This is a genomic window from Kribbella sp. NPDC023972, from assembly GCF_040639075.1.
In the GTDB taxonomy this organism is placed as follows: domain Bacteria; phylum Actinomycetota; class Actinomycetes; order Propionibacteriales; family Kribbellaceae; genus Kribbella.
This window is the reverse complement of the sequence record NZ_JBEZZH010000012.1, coordinates 23,323-39,919: the sequence shown is the minus strand read 5'-3', so window position 1 is coordinate 39,919 and position 16,597 is coordinate 23,323. Positions and strand designations below refer to the sequence as shown.

Here is a 16,597-nt window from a genome sequence, read left to right as displayed (position 1 = left end):
ATGACCGCGCCTCTCGAGGATCTGCTGCGGGAACTGACGCCTCAGGTGCTCGGGGCGGTGGTGCGGCGGTACGGGCACTTCGACACCGCGGAGGACGCGGTGCAGGAGGCCCTGCTGGCCGCGGCGCAGCAGTGGCCCGTGGATGGGGTTCCGGACAGTCCGCGAGGGTGGTTGATCACGGTGGCTTCGCGCCGGTTGACGGATCTGCTCCGTCGTGAGCAGGCCCGTCAGCGGCGCGAGGACCGGGTGGCGCAGTGGACGACGGTGCCGAGTGAGCCGATCGCGGACACCGACGACACGCTGATCCTGCTGTTCATGTGTTGCCACCCGTCGCTGTCGCCGGCGTCGCAGATCGCGTTGACGCTACGGGCGGTCGGCGGTCTCACCACAGCGGAGATCGCGCGGGCGTTCCTGGTGCCGGAGGCGACGATGACACGGCGGATCAGCCGGGCCAAGGCGAGTGTGAAGGACAGTGGGGCTCGGTTCGCGCTGCCGGCGGATCGGGACGAGCGGCTGGGCGCGGTGCTGAAGGTCGTGTACCTGATCTTCAACGAGGGCTACACGAGTACGACGGGGCCGAGTCTGCAGCGGGTCGAGTTGGCGGCGGAGGGGATCCGGCTGGCGCGGATGCTGCATCGGCTGCTCCCGGACGACAGCGAGGTCGCCGGATTGCTCGCGTTGATGCTGCTGACGGACGCTCGGCGGCCGGCCCGGACCGGTCCCTTGGGTGAGTTGGTTCCGATGCATGAGCAGGATCGGTCGTTGTGGATACCAGAGTTGATCCAGGAAGGAGTTGAGCTGATCACGGCGACGTTGCCGCGAGGGCCGGTCGGGCCTTATCAGCTCCAGGCGGCGATCGCTGCCGTGCACGATGAGGCGCCGTCCGCGGAGGAGACCGACTGGGCGCAGATCGTTGCGTTGTACGACGTACTGCTGCAACTGGTCGACAACCCGATGGTCGCGCTGAATCAGGTGGTCGCGGTGGCGATGGCGCGTGGCGCTGACGAAGGGCTGAAGTTGCTCGGCACGATCGAGGACGACGAGCGGATCGCCTCGGACCACCGGTTGCCGGCGGTGCGAGCGCATCTGCTGGAGATCTCCGGTGATGCGGTGGGTGCGCGGGCGGCGTACGAGGAGGCTGCGGGGAGGACGACGAGTCTGCCGCAGCAGCGGTACCTCCGCGAGCGGGCGAGCCGCCTATGACCGCCCGGCCCCACCCGTCTACCCATCTGGGCAGGCTGGGTGGGTGGGGCGGGAGTGGTTAGCGGAGGCCGGTGCGGCGGGTCAGGGCAAGGGAAAGGAGACGGTCTACCAGGGCCGGGTAGTCGACGCCGGTGGCGGCCCACAGGCGGGGGAACATGCTGGTGGGGGTGAACCCGGGCATGGTGTTGATCTCGTTGATGACGACCCGGCCGTCGGCGTCGAGGAAGAAGTCGACGCGGGCCAGGCCCTCGCCCTCTATGGCGTCGAAGGCCGTGGCTGCCTTGGCGCGGATGTCGGCCGCGATCTCGTCGGGGAGGTCGGCCGGGACCGAGAGGGCGGTGTACTCCTCGCCTTCGGGCAGGTACTTGGTCTCGAAGTCGTAGAAGTCGTGCCCGCCGCCGGAGACCGCGATCTCACCGCAGACGCTGACCTCGGCCGGCCCGCCGTCCAGGCCACCGAGGACGCCGACCTCGATCTCGCGTGGGCTCTTCGCGGACGCCTCGACGATCACCTTCGGGTCGTGGGCACGCGCCTCGGTGACCGCGGCGTCGAGCTCGGCCAGGTTGTTGACCTTGCTGATGCCGAGGCTCGATCCGCCGCGGCACGGCTTCACGAAGACCGGGTAGCCGAGCGCGTCGACCGCCTCGCGGCAGGCGGCGGGGTCGCGGGTCCAGTCACGGTCGCGGATCACGACGTACGGCGTGACCTCGAGGCCGGCCGCCTGGAAGACGACCTTCATGTAGTGCTTGTCCATGCCGACCGCGCTGGCCAGTACGCCTGAGCCGACGTACCGGATGTCGGACATCTCGAGCAGGCCCTGGATGGTGCCGTCCTCGCCCCACGGGCCGTGCAGGAGTGGGAAGACCACGTCGACCTCGCCGAGCGTGCTCGGTACCTGGTCCGGTTCGCTCACCACGAGCTCGCGGTTCGCGCCGAACAGCACCGGCAGCGCGGTCACGTCGACCTCCGGAAGCTTGCCGTCGGTGATCGACAGTCGCTCCGGGTCGCCGCTCTCCAGCACCCAGTGGCCGCTGGTGCTGATGCCGATCGGGACCACGTCGTACTTGTCCCGGTCGATCGCCTGCAGCACGTTGGCCGCGGTCACGCAGGAGATGGCGTGCTCGCTCGACCGGCCGCCGAACACCACGGCGACGCGGGGCTTGCGTTGTTCTTCCCTCGAGTGCTCACTCACCGGCTCGACTGTAGCGGCCTTGCGATCAGGTTCCGACCTGGGTTCGGTTAAGAGCTCTTCAGATCGCGGTCCGTAGCGATCACTCCCCGGTGACGGGCAGGGCGGTCACGCCGTACACGAGGGTGTTGTCCTTGAACCGGATCCTCGAACGGGACGGCCAGTCGCAGCGTCGGGATGCGCCGGTCGAGTCGGTACGGCGGAAATCGGCGTACTCACGAGCTGGGTCGAACGGACAGCCGGACGGTCGCGTCATCGGGAAGGTCACGCGGGAATCCCTTCGGCCAGATTTTGGCAGTGACTACCGTATGGCAGAATCTACCGTGACACGCCGGAACCGGTACTCTGCCCGCGGAGGTGGAGATGGGACTGCGCGAACTGAAGCGGGAGCGGACCCGCCGGCTGATCGCGGACAAGGCCTTCGAGCTGTTCACCGACCACGGCTTCGGCCGAACCACGGTGGAGCAGATCGCCGCGGCCGCCGAAGTCGGCCCGAGCACGCTGTACCGGTACTTCCCGACCAAGGAGACGCTCGTCCTGGAGTTCGTCGAGGATTGCCTGCTGGGCGCGGTCGCCTGGTTCCGCGAGCAGCCCGAGGTGGAGCTGCCGGACGGCCTGCAGTCGGTGATCGAGCGGGTGCTGGAGCAGCTCGACGGCAATCCGGTCCGGGTCCGCGCGGTGTTCGACCTGGCCGCTCAGACGGCGTCGGTGAGCGCTCATCTCAACGAGATGACCTGGCGCTTCCGCAACGAACTGACCGATGAGCTCGTACGGCGCCTGGCCGGCGACGATCCGCAGGACGCCGAGTTCACCGCCGCCCTGGCCGCCGGAATCGCGATGAACATCATCGAGACGGTGGTCCGGAGCTGGGTCGAGAACCCCGACGGTGCCGAGGTGAAGGAACTCGCCCGCCGAGCCATGACACTCCTCCGCGGCGGCGGCATCCCACTCCCCACCGCAGGAGTCCCCGGCAGCTGAAGAGGGTCGCGCGGCTCTCGGGACCTACCTGGCGCGGGGGCCCGGGCGGGTCGGCGTGAGGCGTTGCCGGGAGAATTCCTGGTATGTCGCCTGATCTCGATCCTTCCACCGTCGTCGTGCATGCGGGCCGCCCCGAGCGGGTGCCGAACGCACCGGTCAACGAGTCACCCGTGTTCAGCTCGACGTACGTCGCCGGCGGCGATCGTGGATACGGGCGTTTCGGCAACGACGCCTGGACAGCGCTCGAGCAGACACTGGGGCAGCTCGAGGGCGGCCGGGGCCTGACCTTCGCTTCCGGGATGGCGGCGGTGGCGGCGATCGCCGACCTGGTGCCGGTCGGGGGCCGGGTCGTCGCGCCGCAGCACGCGTATTCCGGCGTACTCGCGCTGCTCGATCAGCAGGCGACGGCCGGGCGATTGACCGTCCAGAGGGTGAACATCGCGGACACCGACGCGGTCACGCAAGCGGTCGATCAAGCGGACATGTTGTGGATCGAGTCGCCGACCAACCCGGCCATGGAGGTCGCCGACCTGCCGGCCATCTCCGCGGCGGGCCGCGAGGCGGGTGCGACCGTAGTCGTCGACAACACCTTCGCCACGCCCCTGCTTCAGCAGCCGCTCAAGCTCGGCGCCGACATCGTGATGCACTCGGCAACGAAGTTCATCGCGGGTCACTCCGATGTCGTCCTCGGTGCGGTCGTCACCGCCGACGACGACCTATGGAACGCGATCGAACTCCGCCGCCGCAGCCTCGGCGCGATCCCCGGACCCATGGAGGCGTGGCTGGCGCTGAGAGGGCTGCGAACGCTCGCCCTCCGGCTGGAGCGGGCCCAATCGAACGCCGCGTTCCTGGCCGAGCGCCTCCGACAGCACCCGCGCGTCAGCCGCGTGCGGTACCCGGGCCTCCCCGACGATCCGGGCCACGCACGGGCCGCCGCGCAGATGTCCGGGTACGGCGCGATCCTGTCGTTCGAGCTCGGGGGTGACGCCGAAGGTGCTCAGCGGGTCTGCGAGAGTACGGCGCTCTGGGTCCACGCAACCAGCCTCGGCGGAGTCGAGTCGATGCTGGAACGCCGTCGCCGCTGGCCGATCGAGGTACCGACCATCCCGGAGGACCTGATCCGGCTGGCCGTCGGGATCGAGCACCCCGACGACCTGTGGGCCGACCTGGAGCAGGCGCTCAAGACCGCGACTTGAGCACTGGCCCGCCGAGGAACGTCAGCACACACAGCACGACCGGCAGGATGAACGCGATGTTCAGCGGCATCCAGTGCGCGAGTCCGCCGATCAACGCCGGGCCGGCCAGCAGACCGACGTACCCGAGCCCGACGACGCGGGCCATCAGGGCGCCGGCCGCGCGCGGGTCGAGGTTGCCGGCGGCGGTGAACAACTGCGGTACCCCGCCGGCCAGCCCGAGACCGAACAACGCCCAGCCGAACAACGCGACCGGCACCCACGGTACGACGATCACGATGGTGAGACCGACCGCGGCCATCGCGGCGCCGTAGCGGACGATCGCGGCCGGGCCGACGACGGCCGCGACCCGGTCGGTGAGGAAGCGTCCGACAGTCATCGCCACGGCGAAGGCGCCATACGCGTAGGCCGCCGTACTGACCGACGTACCGAGGACGTCGCGGAAGTGCAGGGCGGCCCAGTCGTTGGCGACCCCCTCCGCGAGCATCAGGCCGAACGCGAGGCCGCCGAGCGCCCACACCAGCTTCGCCGGCGGCTTCGCGCGCTCCTCCTGCTCCTCGTGCTCCTCGGTCGTTGCCTCGATCAAGAATCGGCTCACGGCCAAGGAGACGACGACACACACCGCGCCCGCCAGACCGAGAGTTACCCCTGTCGGTACGCCGATTCGCAGCGTGGCGGCTCCGATCAGTGCGGCGAAGGCGCCGCCGATCGACCACATCGCGTGGAAGGCGGCCATGATCGGGCGCGGGTAGCCGCGTTCGACCACGACGGCCTGGGCATTCATCCCGACGTCGATCGAGCCGTTGGCGAACCCGAGCATCATCAACGCGAGGCCGAGAGTCCACCAGTTCTGTGCGAGGCCGGGCCAGGGCAGGGCGATGCCGAGAAGGATGCCGGCGGAAGGCACCAGGCGGCGTTGGCCGAGGCGGTCGACGAGCGGGCCGGCGACCTGCATGCCGAGGAAGGCGGCGCCGCCCAGCGCGAGCAGCAGCAGGCCGAGGGTGCTGTGGGTGATCCCAGTGGCGTGCTCGATGCTGGGAATGTGGACGACCCACATGCCGACAGCGAAACCGTTGAGGCCGAAGTAGGTCCAGGTGGCGATGCGGGCGGCTCGGGGCGGTGCGGTCTGCGGACGCAGATCGCTCGCGGTCATGGGGCCTCCCGCCCTGGACTGATGAGCGCAGGGAGCCCGGTCATGGGCCTCCCGGACTGGAGCGACGAGGGAAGGCCGGGAGTCAAGGCCCATGACCGAGCCGGCGCCGGAGGCCCGGCCAAAAGTACGGTCAAGAGGTCACCTCAATCAGCACTCCACGTTGGGCAAGCATGGTGCGTTGATCCTCCGGGGCGGTCGGGTCGGTGATGATCAGGTCGGGGCGGTCGGCCGGGCACACGTAGGCGAGCGCGGCACGGTCCCATTTGGCGCCGTCGGCAAGCACCATCGACCGGGTGGCGACGTCGAGCGCCGCCTGCTTGACCTCGGCGTCGCCCAGGTCGAACGCGGTCAGGCCGGCGTCGAGACTGAAGGCACAGGGACTGAGTACGGCGAGGTCGAAGCGCAGCGCCCGCAGCGACGCGACGGTGAGCGGACCGACCAGGGCCAGCTCGCCTTTGCGCGCTTCGCCGCCGGGCATCAGCAGCCGGATCCGCGGCGCCTCGGCCAGCTCCTGCGCGACGTGCAGCGAGAGCGGCATGACGGTGACCGCGCGGTCGTGGAGCAGCTTGGCCACCTCGAGAGCCGTCGTACCGCTGTCGAGGACGATGGTCTCGCCATCGCGGATGTGCTCGACGGCGGCCGCGGCGATGGCGCGCTTGGCGGCGACGGCCGCTTGGGCGCGCAGCGAGTACGGCGGCTCGACCCCCGACGGCATCGCGGACACAGCTCCGCCGTGGACCCGCTTGAGCACGCCCTGGGCGGCCAGGAAGTCGAGATCGCGGCGGACCGTCATATCCGATGCCTCGGTGATCTCGACCAGTTCGTGGACGGAGACTCGGTCAGCTCTACGCAGTCGTTCTACGATCACTTGGTGCCGTTCTGCACTCCTCACGCGCAGAAATCTACCATCCAAATGTTCGATCAAACAAAGAGAGTGTTTGCCTGTGGCTGACCTTGTCCAGCGGTCGAGGTATGCGGTAGCGGCGGTCTTCTGTGTGCACGGCGCGGTGACAGGCTCGTTCGCCACCCGGGTGCCCTGGATCCAGGAACACTCCGGGGTGTCCGCCGGCCAGCTCGGGCTGGCGCTCGCGTTCCCGGCGCTCGGCGCGGCGCTGATGATGCCGCTCGCGGCCCGCATCAGCCACGCCTTCGGCACCCGGAACGCACTCCGCGGCCTGCTCGCCCTCTGGACGCTCGCACTGGTCCTGCCGTCCCTCTCCCCCAACCTGCTCACGCTGTGCGCGTCCTTGCTCGTGTACGGCGGCACAGCGGGGATGGCCGATGTCGCGATGAACGCGCTCGGTGTCGAGGTGGAGCACCGGCTGGACAAGTCGATCATGTCCGGACTGCATGGCCTGTGGAGTGTCGGTGCACTGATCGGGTCGGCGGCCGGCACCGTGGCCGCGCATGCCGAGTTGAGTGCGCAGATCCATCACGCGCTGGCGGCCGCCGTACTGACCGTCATCGGGGTCGTGGTGTGTCAGTTCGTGCTCAATGTGCACCCTTCGGACGACGAGGAGCCGCCGGCGAGGTTCGCGTTGCCGCCGCGGTCGGCGTTGCTGATCGGGGCGGTCGGGTTCTGCGCTGTGTTCGCGGAGGGGGCCAGTCTGGACTGGTCGGCCGTGTATCTGCGCGACGTCCTCGACAGCTCTGCCGGTGTGGCGGCCGGGGCGACCACGGGCTTCACGTTGACGATGGCGATCGCGCGGATCACCGGTGATGCGGTGATCGACCGCATCGGCGCCGTACGGACTGTGCGCTGGAGCGGGGTGATCGCGACCGCGGGCGGCGTACTGGTCGTGGTTGCACCGCATCCGGTGCTCGCGATGGCGGGATTCGGACTGATCGGGATCGGGATTGCGGTCGCCGTACCGCTCGCGTTCGCCGCGGCCGGTCACACGGGCGCCAACGCGAGCCATGCCATCGCGGGCGTCGCGACGATCACCTACGCCTCCGGCCTGGTGGCCCCGTCGATCATCGGCGGAATCGCGCAGGCGAGCAGCCTGACGATGTCGTTCCTGGTGGTGACCGTGCTGGCGACCGGCCTGGCGATTTTCGCACCGGTTCTGGGCACGCGCACCCGCTCACGAGTCAGCTGAGAAACCCTCTCCCCCGAAGTAAGCCCGGGCGCAACCTTTGACGCAACCAACAGGCGTCGGTCTGGGTCCGGAAGGGCTGACCTCGATGACTCAGGAGGTCGCCGGCACTGTTGGTACGCCGGTCCTCGCGGCGATCGCGGCCACACAGGCTACGCAGCTCGCCGGCATGCATCTTGCCCTGTCAGTGGATGCGGCTCTGACGCTGGCCAGCGTGGCCCTGGTCTGGTTCGGCCTACGCCCACGCACCACCGCGATCAGCACCAACCAACGAACCACCGAAATGGCAACGACCTAGTCAAGCTGGGCCATGCTGCCGGGGCCGGGGAGGACCTCGACGTCGCGGGCGTGCATGGGTTTGTCGCAGTGGGTGCAGTGGAGGTCGACGCGGGCGATCTCGCCGCAGGCGTGGTGGCGGTAGAGGACTGGAGGTCCGGCCTCGCCGGCCAGCCATTTGTCGCCCCAGCCGGCCATCACCATGAGCATGTCGACGAGCTCGGCGCCCTTCGTCGTCAGGTGGTACTCGTACCGCGGGCGGTTGTCGTACGGGCGGCGCTCAAGCACGCCCTGGTCGACGAGGTAGTTGAGGCGCTCGGTCAGCACCTTGCGCGAGATCCCGAGATCGGACTGCAGCTGGTCGAACCGGGTCATCCCGACCCAGACGTCGCGCAGGATCAGCGGGGACCACGGCTCCCCGATCACGTCGAGCGTGCGTGCGATCGAGCAGACCATCTCGCCGAAGTTCGTCCGTTGCATGCAGGCAGTCTAGCAATTGGGGTTTCCTTACGGAACGCCAACTGGTACGGTCATGGAGTCTCCTGAAGGAACTCAGAAGGGAAGCACCTCGATGAGCAAGGTCTTCGCCGCACTGACAGTCTCGGTCGACGGGTACCTCACCGGTCGCGACCCAGGTCCCGGCCGAGGCCTCGGCGACGCCTCGATGCTCTTCGACTGGTACTTCAACGGCGACGTCCCCAGCCAGGTGTTCGACGGGTTCAAGCTCAGCGAGCCGAGTGCCCGCGTGTTCGACGCCGCCGCCGGTCGCGTCGGCGCCATCCTCGCCGGGCGCACAAGAAGGCGGCCCGGGGCAAGGACGTCGGGCTCATGGGCGGCGGTGTCGTGACCGAGGCCCTGAAGGCGGGCCTGCTCGACGAGTTCATGCTGCATCAGGTTCCGGTCCTGCTCGGCGCCGGCCGGCCCTTCTTCCAGGAGTTGCCCGACCACATCCGGCTGCGCATCGTCGACGTGGTGGCTGCCCCAGGCGTCACCCACCTCCACTACGAGGTCCAGCGATGATCCTCGTCCCCGCTAGGAGATTGCCATGCTGAACCCCGACGTACGCCGTGTGCTCGACAGCACCGCGGTCGCCCACCTCGCCACCGTTCTCCCCGACGGCGCTCCGCACTCCGTTCCGCTGTGGGTCATGCCGGTCGGCGAGCAGATCGCGTTCCTCACCGGCCCGGACTCACGCAAGGCCCGCAACCTGCGGCGGGACCCGCGGGTTGCCCTCTCGCTGACGCCCGCGGGCAACCCGTTCGAGCCGATCATCGTTCGCGGCCGCGTCGTCGAGTGGCTCGAGGGCGATGAGGCCTGGAAGATCGTCGACCGGATCTGCACGAAGTACACCGGCGGTCCGTACCCACGCGACGAGGAGCGCGTCATCGCCCTCATCGAGCCAGATCGTCAACAGGTGGGGATGAGCTGAGGCTACTTGTCCGTGGCGAAGGCGGCGTCGAAGGACGCTTCGGGCTGGTCGAAGGCCAGGGCGCGGATGACGTTGACGGCCTCGGCCGCACCGACCGTACGCTCCATCCCGGCGTCTTCCCACTCGACCGAGATCGGGCCGTCGTACCCGATGGCATTGAGGACGCGGAAGCAGTCCTCCCACTTCACGTCACCGTGGCCGGTCGAGTAGAAGTCCCAGCCGCGGCGTGGGTCACCCCAGGGCAGGTGCGAGCCGAGACGGCCGTTGCGGCCGCCACCCACCCGCATCCGGGTGTCCTTGCAGTCGACGTGGTAGATCCGGTCCTTGAAGTCCCACAGGAACGCGACCGGGTCGATGTCCTGCCAGACCATGTGGCTCGGGTCCCAGTTCAGCCCGAACGCCTCGCGGTGACCGATCGCCTCCAGGGTGAGCTTGGTGGTCCAGTAGTCGTAGGCGATCTCGGACGGGTGCACCTCGTGCGCGAACCGGACGCCGACCTCGTCGAACACGTCGAGGATCGGGCTCCACCGGTCCGCGAAGTCCTGGTACCCGGCCGCGATCCGCTCGGCCGGCACCGGCGGGAACATCGCGACGTACTGCCAGATCGACGACCCGGTGAAGCCGATCACGGTGTTCACACCCAGCTTGGCCGCGGCGCGCGCGGTGTTCTTCAGGTCCTCGGCGGCCCGCTGCCGGACGCCTTCCGGATCGCCGTCGCCCCACACCCGGGACGGCACGATCGCCTGGTGCCGGAAGTCGATCGGGTCGTCGCAGACGGCCTGGCCGACCAGGTGGTTCGAGATCGCGAAGACCTTCAGGTTGTACTTCGCCAGGATGTCGTGCCGGCCCTGGACGTAGGAGTCGTCCTCGACCGCCTGCTGGACGTCGAAGTGGTCACCCGAGCAGGCGATCTCGACACCGTCGTAGCCCCACTTCGAGGCGAGGCTGCACACCTCCTCGAACGGCAGGTCGGCCCACTGGCCCGTGAACAACGTGATCGGACGTGGCATCTGGCTGGCTCCTAGGAGTTCTCGACGGTGATCCAGGCACTGTCCGCGGCGGCCGAACGCAGTACGGCGTCGACCAGCCGGGCGGACCGCGCACCGGCGGCGAAATCGGGTAGTCCGTCCGGGCGGTCACCCAGTACGGCGGCATAGCTGTCGCCGACGAAGCTGTCGAAGGCGTCCTGGTACCCCTGCGCATGCCCGGCCGGCAACCGGTTCACCCGGGCAGCGGGCGGGCTCAGTGTCTCGGGATCGCGGGTGAGGAGCCGGCTCTCGGTACGACGGCCGGCCCACAGGCGATCCGGATCCTCCTGGTCGAAGCCGAAACTCGACTCGGTGCCGGAGACCTCCAGGTACAACCGGTTCTTCCGGCCGGCCGCGACCTGGCTGACCACGATCGTGCCGACGACACCGGCCTCGGTCCGGAACTGGGCAGTGGCCAGATCCTCGGTGCGTACGTCGACACCGCCACGCTGACCGCGGATCGTCCGGGTCTGTGCGCTGATCGCGGCGATCCGGTCGCCGGTGACGAACTCCATCAGGTCGCACCAGTGCGATCCGATGTCGGCGAACGTCCGGGAGGGACCGCCGGCCTCGTCGTCGACGCGCCAGTTCTGATCGTCCGCACCGGCCAGCCAGTCCTGCAGGTAGGACCCGTGCAGGCTGGTGATCAGGCCGGCTTCGCCTTCGGCAATCCGGGTCCGCAGTTCGCGGACCATCGGGTGGTAGCGGTAGACGAACGGCACCGTTCCGACCAGCGAAGCCTCCAGGGCGGCAGCGTGCAGCCCGGCCGCGTCCTGGACCGAGGTGGCGAGCGGTTTCTCGCAGATCACGTGCTTGCCGGCTTCCAGCGCCCTGAGCGTCACCGGGAGGTGCGTGTTGTTCGGCGTACAGACGTGGACCACGTCGAGGTCGGCGGCAAGCAGTTCGTCGAGGTCCGCGAAGCCACGCTCGGCTCCGGTGGCCTCGGCTGCGGCCCCCGCACGGTCCGGCGACGAACCGATCGCGCCGACCACCTGGGCGCCCGCGACCAGCGCGGACCTGCCGTGGACGCGGCCCATGAAACCGCCGCCGACGATCCCGACCCGGAGCTTGCGCGCACTGGTGGACACGCTGAAGGACGCTATGTGAGACTTTTGAACCCTGTCAAGCAAAAGTCCAGCGTCCCTCCGACGGAAGTCCGGCCTATGAGTGATCTCGGTACTGCGGGAACCGGCGCGGTGCTGCGACTGCTGCTGGACGGACAGCCGCGGACCCGGGCCGAGCTCATCGACCTCAGCGGACTGGCCCGATCCACGGTGACCGGCCGGATCGAGGAGCTGGTCGCGTCCGGTCTCGTCGTACCGTCGGGTGAAGCGGCGTCGACCGGTGGACGGCCGCCGGCCCGCTTCCGGTTCAACCCGGCCGCGCGGCTGATCCTGGCCGCGGACGTCGGCGCGACGCATCTGTCCGTCGCGCTCACCGATCTGGCCGGCACGATCCTCGATCGGTCCACAACGGCGTTGAACATCGCGGAAGGGCCCGAGACCGTCCTCAAAACCGTGGTTCGCACCGGACGTTCGTTGCTGAAGAAGGCGGGCCGAGAGGTCGACGACCTCGCCGGCACCGGCGTTGGACTACCGGGACCCGTCGAGCACAGCACCGGTCGCCCCAACCATCCGCCGATCATGCCGGGCTGGGATTCGTACGACGTGGTCGGACGACTGAGCCGTGAGCTCACCGGACCGGTGCTGGTCGACAACGACGTGAACATCATGGCGCTCGGCGAGCATGCGACCGAGTACGCCGACGTCGAGCACCTGCTGTTCGTGAAAGTCGCGACCGGGATCGGTGCGGGCGTGATCAGCGGCGGCCGGCTCCACCGCGGCGCACAGGGCGCGGCCGGGGACATCGGCCACGTCCAGGCACCGGGTCACACCGAGGTCTGTCGCTGCGGGAACACGGGCTGCCTGGAGGCAATCGCATCGGCCGCGGCGATCGCGAAACAGCTGGGCGTCGCCCAGAGCCAGGACATCGTCGATCTCGTCCGCGCGGGCAACACAGTCGCGACCACAGCGGTTCGCCAAGCGGGCCGGGAGATCGGCACCGTGCTGGCCGCCTGCGTCAGCCTGCTCAATCCCTCGGTCATCGTCGTGGGCGGCTCACTCTCCCAGGCCGGCGACAGCCTGCTGGCCGGGATCCGGGAAGCGATCTATGCCAGATCGTTGCCCCTGGCCACCACCGACCTTCGGGTGGTCACGTCACGATCGGGCCAGGACGCCGCGCTCCGCGGCGCCGCGACCCTCGTCCTTCAGCACCAGCTGATGGCCAGCTGATCCACCAGCCCGATCAGCCGGTTGAGGTACGGCCCACCGCGCGCCCGTCCGAAACCATTGCGCCGGCCGTGGAAGGCCGCCTGCACGGCCTGGAAGTGCGCCCACCTGCGGACCCGCTCGCGATCCAGCTCCGCGGCCTCGGCGAACACATCCAGCTCGTGGCGTAGCGCCTTCATCAGGTCCTCGGACTCGATCAGCGCCAAGGCACGAGGCTTGAGTAACGTCGCGCCGTCGTACGCCGGATCTCCGACGTAGCCCTTGGGATCGACGGCCAGCCACGGTTCGCGCTCGCCGCGGAGGATGTTGCGGGGATGAAAGTCGCCGTGCACGAGAAGGTCCGGCTGTTTCCGGCCGAGCTCGTCGACAACCGCCAGCGCGGCGTCCACCACCGCGACGGGCAACGCGCCGGGAAAGTCGGCGATTCCCCGGCGCAACTCCTCGGCCCAGCCGTCGGCCTGGTCCGCCAGTCGCGGAAGCCCAGCGGGCCCCGGGATCGACAGCCGGCGACTCAGCTGTCCCGCGACGGCGGCGATCTCGTCGCCGTCACCGAGCTCGCCCAGAGTGGAGGGTTGCACTCGTTCGAGCAGCATGGCGAACCGCTCGTCGTCGCGCTCGTACAGCAGGACGGCACCGCGCCCACCCCACGCAGCGAACGCGTCTGGCTCGTTCACGTTGCCGGGATGCGGGAACGACACCTTGAGCACCGCGGCTCCGGAGGTACGCCGGACCGGCACGATCACACCGACCTGACCATGCGCGACATCACCGTCGAGCGTGCATCCCCACCGCGCCAGCAAATCCTCGACGATCTGGGGCAGCTCGGACAGCCAGGCCGCACCTGCCTCGCCCTCGCGGTCGATCGTGGACCGGGCGAAGACTTCCGGGATCATCCCCAGCGCTCCGACTTCGCCGACCGGGAAACCAGGCTGAACAGCATGTCCTTGGGTGTCATCTCGCCGGCCACGACCCTGGTGACGTGTTCGACGATCGGCATCTCGACGTCGTGGTGGTGGGCGAGCTCGGTGATCGACGCGCAGGACTTCACGCCCTCGGCCACCTGGCGGGTGCCGCCGGCGATGTCGGCGACCGTCATGCCCTGACCGAGCTTCTCGCCGAAGGTCCGGTTGCGGGACAACGGCGACGAGCAGGTCGCGACCAGATCGCCCAGGCCGGCCAGGCCCGAGAACGTGTGCTCCTGCGCGCCGAGGGCCGTACCCAGTCGAGCGGTTTCCACCAGGCCGCGGGTGATCACCGATGCCCGGGCGTTGTCGCCGAAACCGAGGCCGACCGCCATCCCGACGGCCAGCGCGATCACGTTCTTCGTCGCGCCGCCGAGCTCACAGCCGATCACGTCGTTGTTCGTGTACGGGCGGAACGTCGGCGAGTGGCACAGCTTCTGCAGCCGGGTCGCGGTCCCCTCGTCGGCACAGGCGACCACCGACGCGGCCGGCTGTCCTTCGGCGATCTCGCGGGCCAGGTTCGGACCCGACACGACCGCGATCCGCTCCGGCCCGGCGCCGGTGAGCTCCGCGATCACCTCGCTCATCCGCTTCGTCGTACCGACCTCGACACCCTTCATCAGGCTGACCAGCGGTACGGCGTTCGGCAGCACGCCGGCCCAGTCCTTCAGGTTGTCGCGCAGCGACTGACTCGGCACCGCCAGGACGACGGCTTCCGCGCCGGCCGCTGCCGCGGCCGGATCATGGGTCGCGGTGATCGCGTCCGGCAGGCGCAGCCCGGGAAGGTAGTCGGGGTTCTCGTGCCGGGTGTTGATCGCCTCACACAGCGACTCACGCCGGCCCCAGATCGACACCTGGTTGCCCGCGTTCGCCAGCACCGTGGCAAACGCCGTACCCCACGATCCGGCTCCGAATACTGCAACTTTGGTCATGGGGCCTCCCGGCCTGGACTGAGGAGTGGAGGGAGCGAAGCGACTAGAGCGACGAGGGAAGGCCGGGAGCCACAGCCCCATGACCCGCCGCGCGGCAGCGCGGCAATATGCACGGTCATGGGGCCTCCCGGGCCTTGCGCGGGTCGAACAGTTCCTTGGGCGGGTCCTCGCCACGCAGCTCGCCGAGTGTTTCCGCGATCGCGCGCATGATCACCTCGGTTGCCTCGTGCAACAGCTGGTTGGTGATCGGCTTGCCCTCGAAGGCGCTCAGGTCGACCGGACGGCCGGCTCGCACCTTGAGGGTCTTGCGGGGCAGCAACCGGATCCGCAGCTTGCCGGTGTACGAGGCGAAGATCTCCTGCGCGCCCCAGTTGGCGATCGGGATCACCGGGCAGCCGGTCATCAACGCGATCCGGGCCGCGCCGGTCTTGCCGGTCATTGGCCACAGCTCCGGATCCCGCGTGATCGTGCCCTCCGGGTAAACGCCGACGCACTCACCGCGCTCGACCGCGGCGACGGCGTCGCGGAAGGCGTCGGCGGCCTGGCTGGAGTCGCGGTACACCGGGATCTGTCCGGCACTGGAGATGATCCGGCCGACCACCGGGATCTTGAACACCGACGCCTTACCCAGGAACCGCGGGATCCGGCGGCACTCCCAGATGAAGAACCCGAGCACCAGCGGGTCGAAGTGGGACAGATGGTTCGGCGTGAACACGACACCACCTGATCGCGGCAGGTTCTCCCGGCCGGTGAACTCCGGCTTGGTGAAGACCAGCAGGAACGGTTTGACCAGCGCGACCACCAAGCCGAACCAGAAGCCCCGGCGCGGCCGGGGATCCGGCGTCTCACTGGGCCGGCCGTCCACTGCTGCCTCCTGGTGCTCGTCACTGCCATCCGTCATGGGAGAATCCTGCCTGATGGCAGACCTACAGGTCGCTTCCTGGACCCTGGCGATCCCGGTGAAGCGTACGGCGATCGCGAAGAGCCGACTCGCTGCGGCCTACCCGCAGCACCGTCCGGAGCTCGCCCGCGCCTTCGCTGTCGACACTACTGCGGCCGCCCTCGCCTCTCCCCTGGTCCGCGCCGTCCTGGTCGTCACCGACGACCCGGTCGTCGCCGCGGACGTCACCGCGGTGGGTGCCCGGGTGGTGCCGGACCTCCCGGCCGCGGGGCTCAACGAAGCCTTGCTGCATGGCGCCACAGTCGCCGCTGCCGAGTTCCCGGACAACGGAATCGTTGCTCTCTCCGCAGACCTGCCGGCACTGCGACCGGCCGAGCTGACCGCCGTACTGGCTGCTTGTGTCGCGCCGCGATCGTTCGTGGTCGACCTGCCTGGGACCGGTACGACGTTGCTCGCGGCGGCGCCGGGAATCACGCTGGATCCCCGCTTCGGCGTGGGTTCCGCACTAGCCCACCAAGTATCGGGGGCGATTCCGATCGAGCTGACCGGTATCGACTCGGTACGCCGTGACGTCGACACCGCGGCCGATCTGGCCCACGCCGTACAACTCGGGGTGGGTCCGGCGACGGCCGATGTGATGTCGCTGGTGCTGGGCGCGGCCACCGGGACCGAGGGTCTCGCCTGCTGAATGCCTTACGGTTGAGCGCATGCAGGGAACCGTGAGCCGCTACGACACCGAGACCTTCTCCGGTGCGGTGCTGACCGACACCGGGATCGAACTCCCCTTCACCGTGCACGCGGTCGCCGACACCCCGGTGCGGCATCTGCGCGTCGGCCAGCGGGTTCGCCTGGAAACCAGCGGTTCCGGGGCCGGCCTGACCGTCACCAAGGTGGACTTCATCACCGAGCTCTGAAGGTTGCTCAAGGCATCACCTCACCTCACCCGGCACTGTGCCACCACGGCGAAGG

General features: G+C 69.2%; 21 protein-coding genes. 11 read left to right on the top strand and 10 right to left on the bottom strand.

Annotation, left to right across the window (positions count from 1 at the left end):
• Positions 1 to 1,203 carry a sigma-70 family RNA polymerase sigma factor gene (locus tag AB0F43_RS33515; RefSeq protein ID WP_360486198.1) on the top strand — a complete coding sequence of 401 codons (1,203 nt, stop codon included), beginning with the start codon at positions 1 to 3 and terminating at the stop codon, positions 1,201 to 1,203.
• A 58-nt stretch (positions 1,204 to 1,261) separates the two neighbouring features.
• On the opposite strand, the gene AB0F43_RS33510 is transcribed toward AB0F43_RS33515, so the two are convergent.
• Complete coding sequence (locus tag AB0F43_RS33510) at positions 1,262 to 2,395, bottom strand: D-alanine--D-alanine ligase family protein (protein ID WP_360486195.1); 1,134 nt, start codon at positions 2,393 to 2,395, stop codon at positions 1,262 to 1,264.
• 79 nt (positions 2,396 to 2,474) lie between these two features.
• A complete protein-coding gene (locus tag AB0F43_RS33505; RefSeq protein WP_360486192.1) occupies positions 2,475 to 2,660 on the bottom strand; it encodes a hypothetical protein in 186 nt (61 codons plus the stop codon).
• A gap of 95 nt (positions 2,661 to 2,755) precedes the next feature.
• Here AB0F43_RS33505 and AB0F43_RS33500 point away from each other — a divergent pair, with 95 nt between their 5' ends.
• Positions 2,756 to 3,370 carry a TetR/AcrR family transcriptional regulator gene (locus AB0F43_RS33500; RefSeq protein WP_360486189.1) on the top strand — a complete coding sequence of 205 codons (615 nt, stop codon included), beginning with the start codon at positions 2,756 to 2,758 and terminating at the stop codon, positions 3,368 to 3,370.
• 83 nt (positions 3,371 to 3,453) lie between these two features.
• A complete protein-coding gene (locus AB0F43_RS33495) occupies positions 3,454 to 4,566 on the top strand; it encodes an aminotransferase class I/II-fold pyridoxal phosphate-dependent enzyme (RefSeq protein ID WP_360486186.1) in 1,113 nt (370 codons plus the stop codon).
• On the opposite strand, the gene AB0F43_RS33490 is transcribed toward AB0F43_RS33495, so the two are convergent.
• On the bottom strand, positions 4,550 to 5,716 hold the full coding sequence (locus AB0F43_RS33490) for an MFS transporter (protein ID WP_360486183.1): 1,167 nt from the start codon (positions 5,714 to 5,716) through the stop codon (positions 4,550 to 4,552). The genes AB0F43_RS33495 and AB0F43_RS33490 overlap by 17 nt on opposite strands.
• A 130-nt stretch (positions 5,717 to 5,846) precedes the next feature.
• Positions 5,847 to 6,584, bottom strand: a complete 738-nt coding sequence (locus AB0F43_RS33485; RefSeq protein WP_360486180.1) for a DeoR/GlpR family DNA-binding transcription regulator — start codon at positions 6,582 to 6,584, stop codon at positions 5,847 to 5,849.
• A 76-nt stretch (positions 6,585 to 6,660) separates the two neighbouring features.
• Between AB0F43_RS33485 and AB0F43_RS33480 the strand changes: the two genes are divergently transcribed.
• On the top strand, positions 6,661 to 7,815 hold the full coding sequence (locus AB0F43_RS33480) for an MFS transporter (protein ID WP_360486177.1): 1,155 nt from the start codon (positions 6,661 to 6,663) through the stop codon (positions 7,813 to 7,815).
• Between the two features lie 85 nt (positions 7,816 to 7,900).
• The gene (locus AB0F43_RS33475; RefSeq protein WP_360486174.1) at positions 7,901 to 8,110 is read left to right on the top strand and encodes a hypothetical protein; all 210 of its coding nucleotides are present in this window, start codon (positions 7,901 to 7,903) and stop codon (positions 8,108 to 8,110) included.
• Here the strand turns inward: AB0F43_RS33475 and AB0F43_RS33470 are convergent.
• Positions 8,107 to 8,568: a helix-turn-helix domain-containing protein gene (locus tag AB0F43_RS33470; RefSeq protein ID WP_360486171.1), complete on the bottom strand. Its 462-nt coding sequence runs from the start codon at positions 8,566 to 8,568 to the stop codon at positions 8,107 to 8,109. The genes AB0F43_RS33475 and AB0F43_RS33470 overlap by 4 nt on opposite strands.
• A gap of 91 nt (positions 8,569 to 8,659) precedes the next feature.
• Here AB0F43_RS33470 and AB0F43_RS33465 point away from each other — a divergent pair, with 91 nt between their 5' ends.
• The 3 genes from AB0F43_RS33465 to AB0F43_RS33455 are packed head-to-tail and all read left to right on the top strand — an operon-like array spanning position 8,660 to position 9,517.
• Entirely contained in the window at positions 8,660 to 8,935 is a 276-nt protein-coding gene (locus AB0F43_RS33465; RefSeq protein ID WP_360486168.1) for a hypothetical protein, read from the top strand.
• A complete protein-coding gene (locus tag AB0F43_RS33460) occupies positions 8,917 to 9,108 on the top strand; it encodes a dihydrofolate reductase family protein (protein ID WP_360486165.1) in 192 nt (63 codons plus the stop codon). Before AB0F43_RS33465 ends, AB0F43_RS33460 begins: the two co-directional genes overlap by 19 nt.
• A gap of 25 nt (positions 9,109 to 9,133) precedes the next feature.
• On the top strand, positions 9,134 to 9,517 hold the full coding sequence (locus tag AB0F43_RS33455) for a TIGR03618 family F420-dependent PPOX class oxidoreductase (protein ID WP_360486162.1): 384 nt from the start codon (positions 9,134 to 9,136) through the stop codon (positions 9,515 to 9,517).
• A gap of 2 nt (positions 9,518 to 9,519) precedes the next feature.
• Here AB0F43_RS33455 and AB0F43_RS33450 read toward each other — a convergent pair whose 3' ends face one another.
• Both AB0F43_RS33450 and AB0F43_RS33445 read right to left on the bottom strand, forming a co-directional pair.
• Positions 9,520 to 10,527, bottom strand: coding sequence for a sugar phosphate isomerase/epimerase family protein (locus tag AB0F43_RS33450; protein ID WP_360486159.1), 1,008 nt, complete (start codon positions 10,525 to 10,527; stop codon positions 9,520 to 9,522).
• An 11-nt stretch (positions 10,528 to 10,538) separates the two neighbouring features.
• Entirely contained in the window at positions 10,539 to 11,633 is a 1,095-nt protein-coding gene (locus AB0F43_RS33445; protein WP_360486156.1) for a Gfo/Idh/MocA family oxidoreductase, read from the bottom strand.
• 75 nt (positions 11,634 to 11,708) lie between these two features.
• Between AB0F43_RS33445 and AB0F43_RS33440 the strand changes: the two genes are divergently transcribed.
• Positions 11,709 to 12,836, top strand: a complete 1,128-nt coding sequence (locus AB0F43_RS33440; RefSeq protein ID WP_360486153.1) for an ROK family transcriptional regulator — start codon at positions 11,709 to 11,711, stop codon at positions 12,834 to 12,836.
• Here the strand turns inward: AB0F43_RS33440 and AB0F43_RS33435 are convergent.
• From AB0F43_RS33435 to AB0F43_RS33425, 3 genes are all read right to left on the bottom strand, one after another.
• Positions 12,812 to 13,726 carry an aminoglycoside phosphotransferase family protein gene (locus AB0F43_RS33435; protein WP_360486150.1) on the bottom strand — a complete coding sequence of 305 codons (915 nt, stop codon included), beginning with the start codon at positions 13,724 to 13,726 and terminating at the stop codon, positions 12,812 to 12,814. The two genes, AB0F43_RS33440 and AB0F43_RS33435, sit on opposite strands and share 25 nt — an antisense overlap.
• The gene (locus AB0F43_RS33430) at positions 13,723 to 14,727 is read right to left on the bottom strand and encodes an NAD(P)H-dependent glycerol-3-phosphate dehydrogenase (protein WP_360486147.1); all 1,005 of its coding nucleotides are present in this window, start codon (positions 14,725 to 14,727) and stop codon (positions 13,723 to 13,725) included. Before AB0F43_RS33430 ends, AB0F43_RS33435 begins: the two co-directional genes overlap by 4 nt.
• Positions 14,728 to 14,842: 115 nt before the next feature.
• A complete protein-coding gene (locus tag AB0F43_RS33425; RefSeq protein WP_360486144.1) occupies positions 14,843 to 15,628 on the bottom strand; it encodes a lysophospholipid acyltransferase family protein in 786 nt (261 codons plus the stop codon).
• 16 nt (positions 15,629 to 15,644) lie between these two features.
• Between AB0F43_RS33425 and cofC the strand changes: the two genes are divergently transcribed.
• Together cofC and AB0F43_RS33415 are read left to right on the top strand one after the other, a co-directional pair.
• The gene (cofC, locus tag AB0F43_RS33420; protein ID WP_360486141.1) at positions 15,645 to 16,316 is read left to right on the top strand and encodes a 2-phospho-L-lactate guanylyltransferase; all 672 of its coding nucleotides are present in this window, start codon (positions 15,645 to 15,647) and stop codon (positions 16,314 to 16,316) included.
• A 19-nt stretch (positions 16,317 to 16,335) separates the two neighbouring features.
• Positions 16,336 to 16,542, top strand: coding sequence for a hypothetical protein (locus AB0F43_RS33415; protein WP_360486139.1), 207 nt, complete (start codon positions 16,336 to 16,338; stop codon positions 16,540 to 16,542).
• Positions 16,543 to 16,597 lie beyond the last annotated feature (55 nt).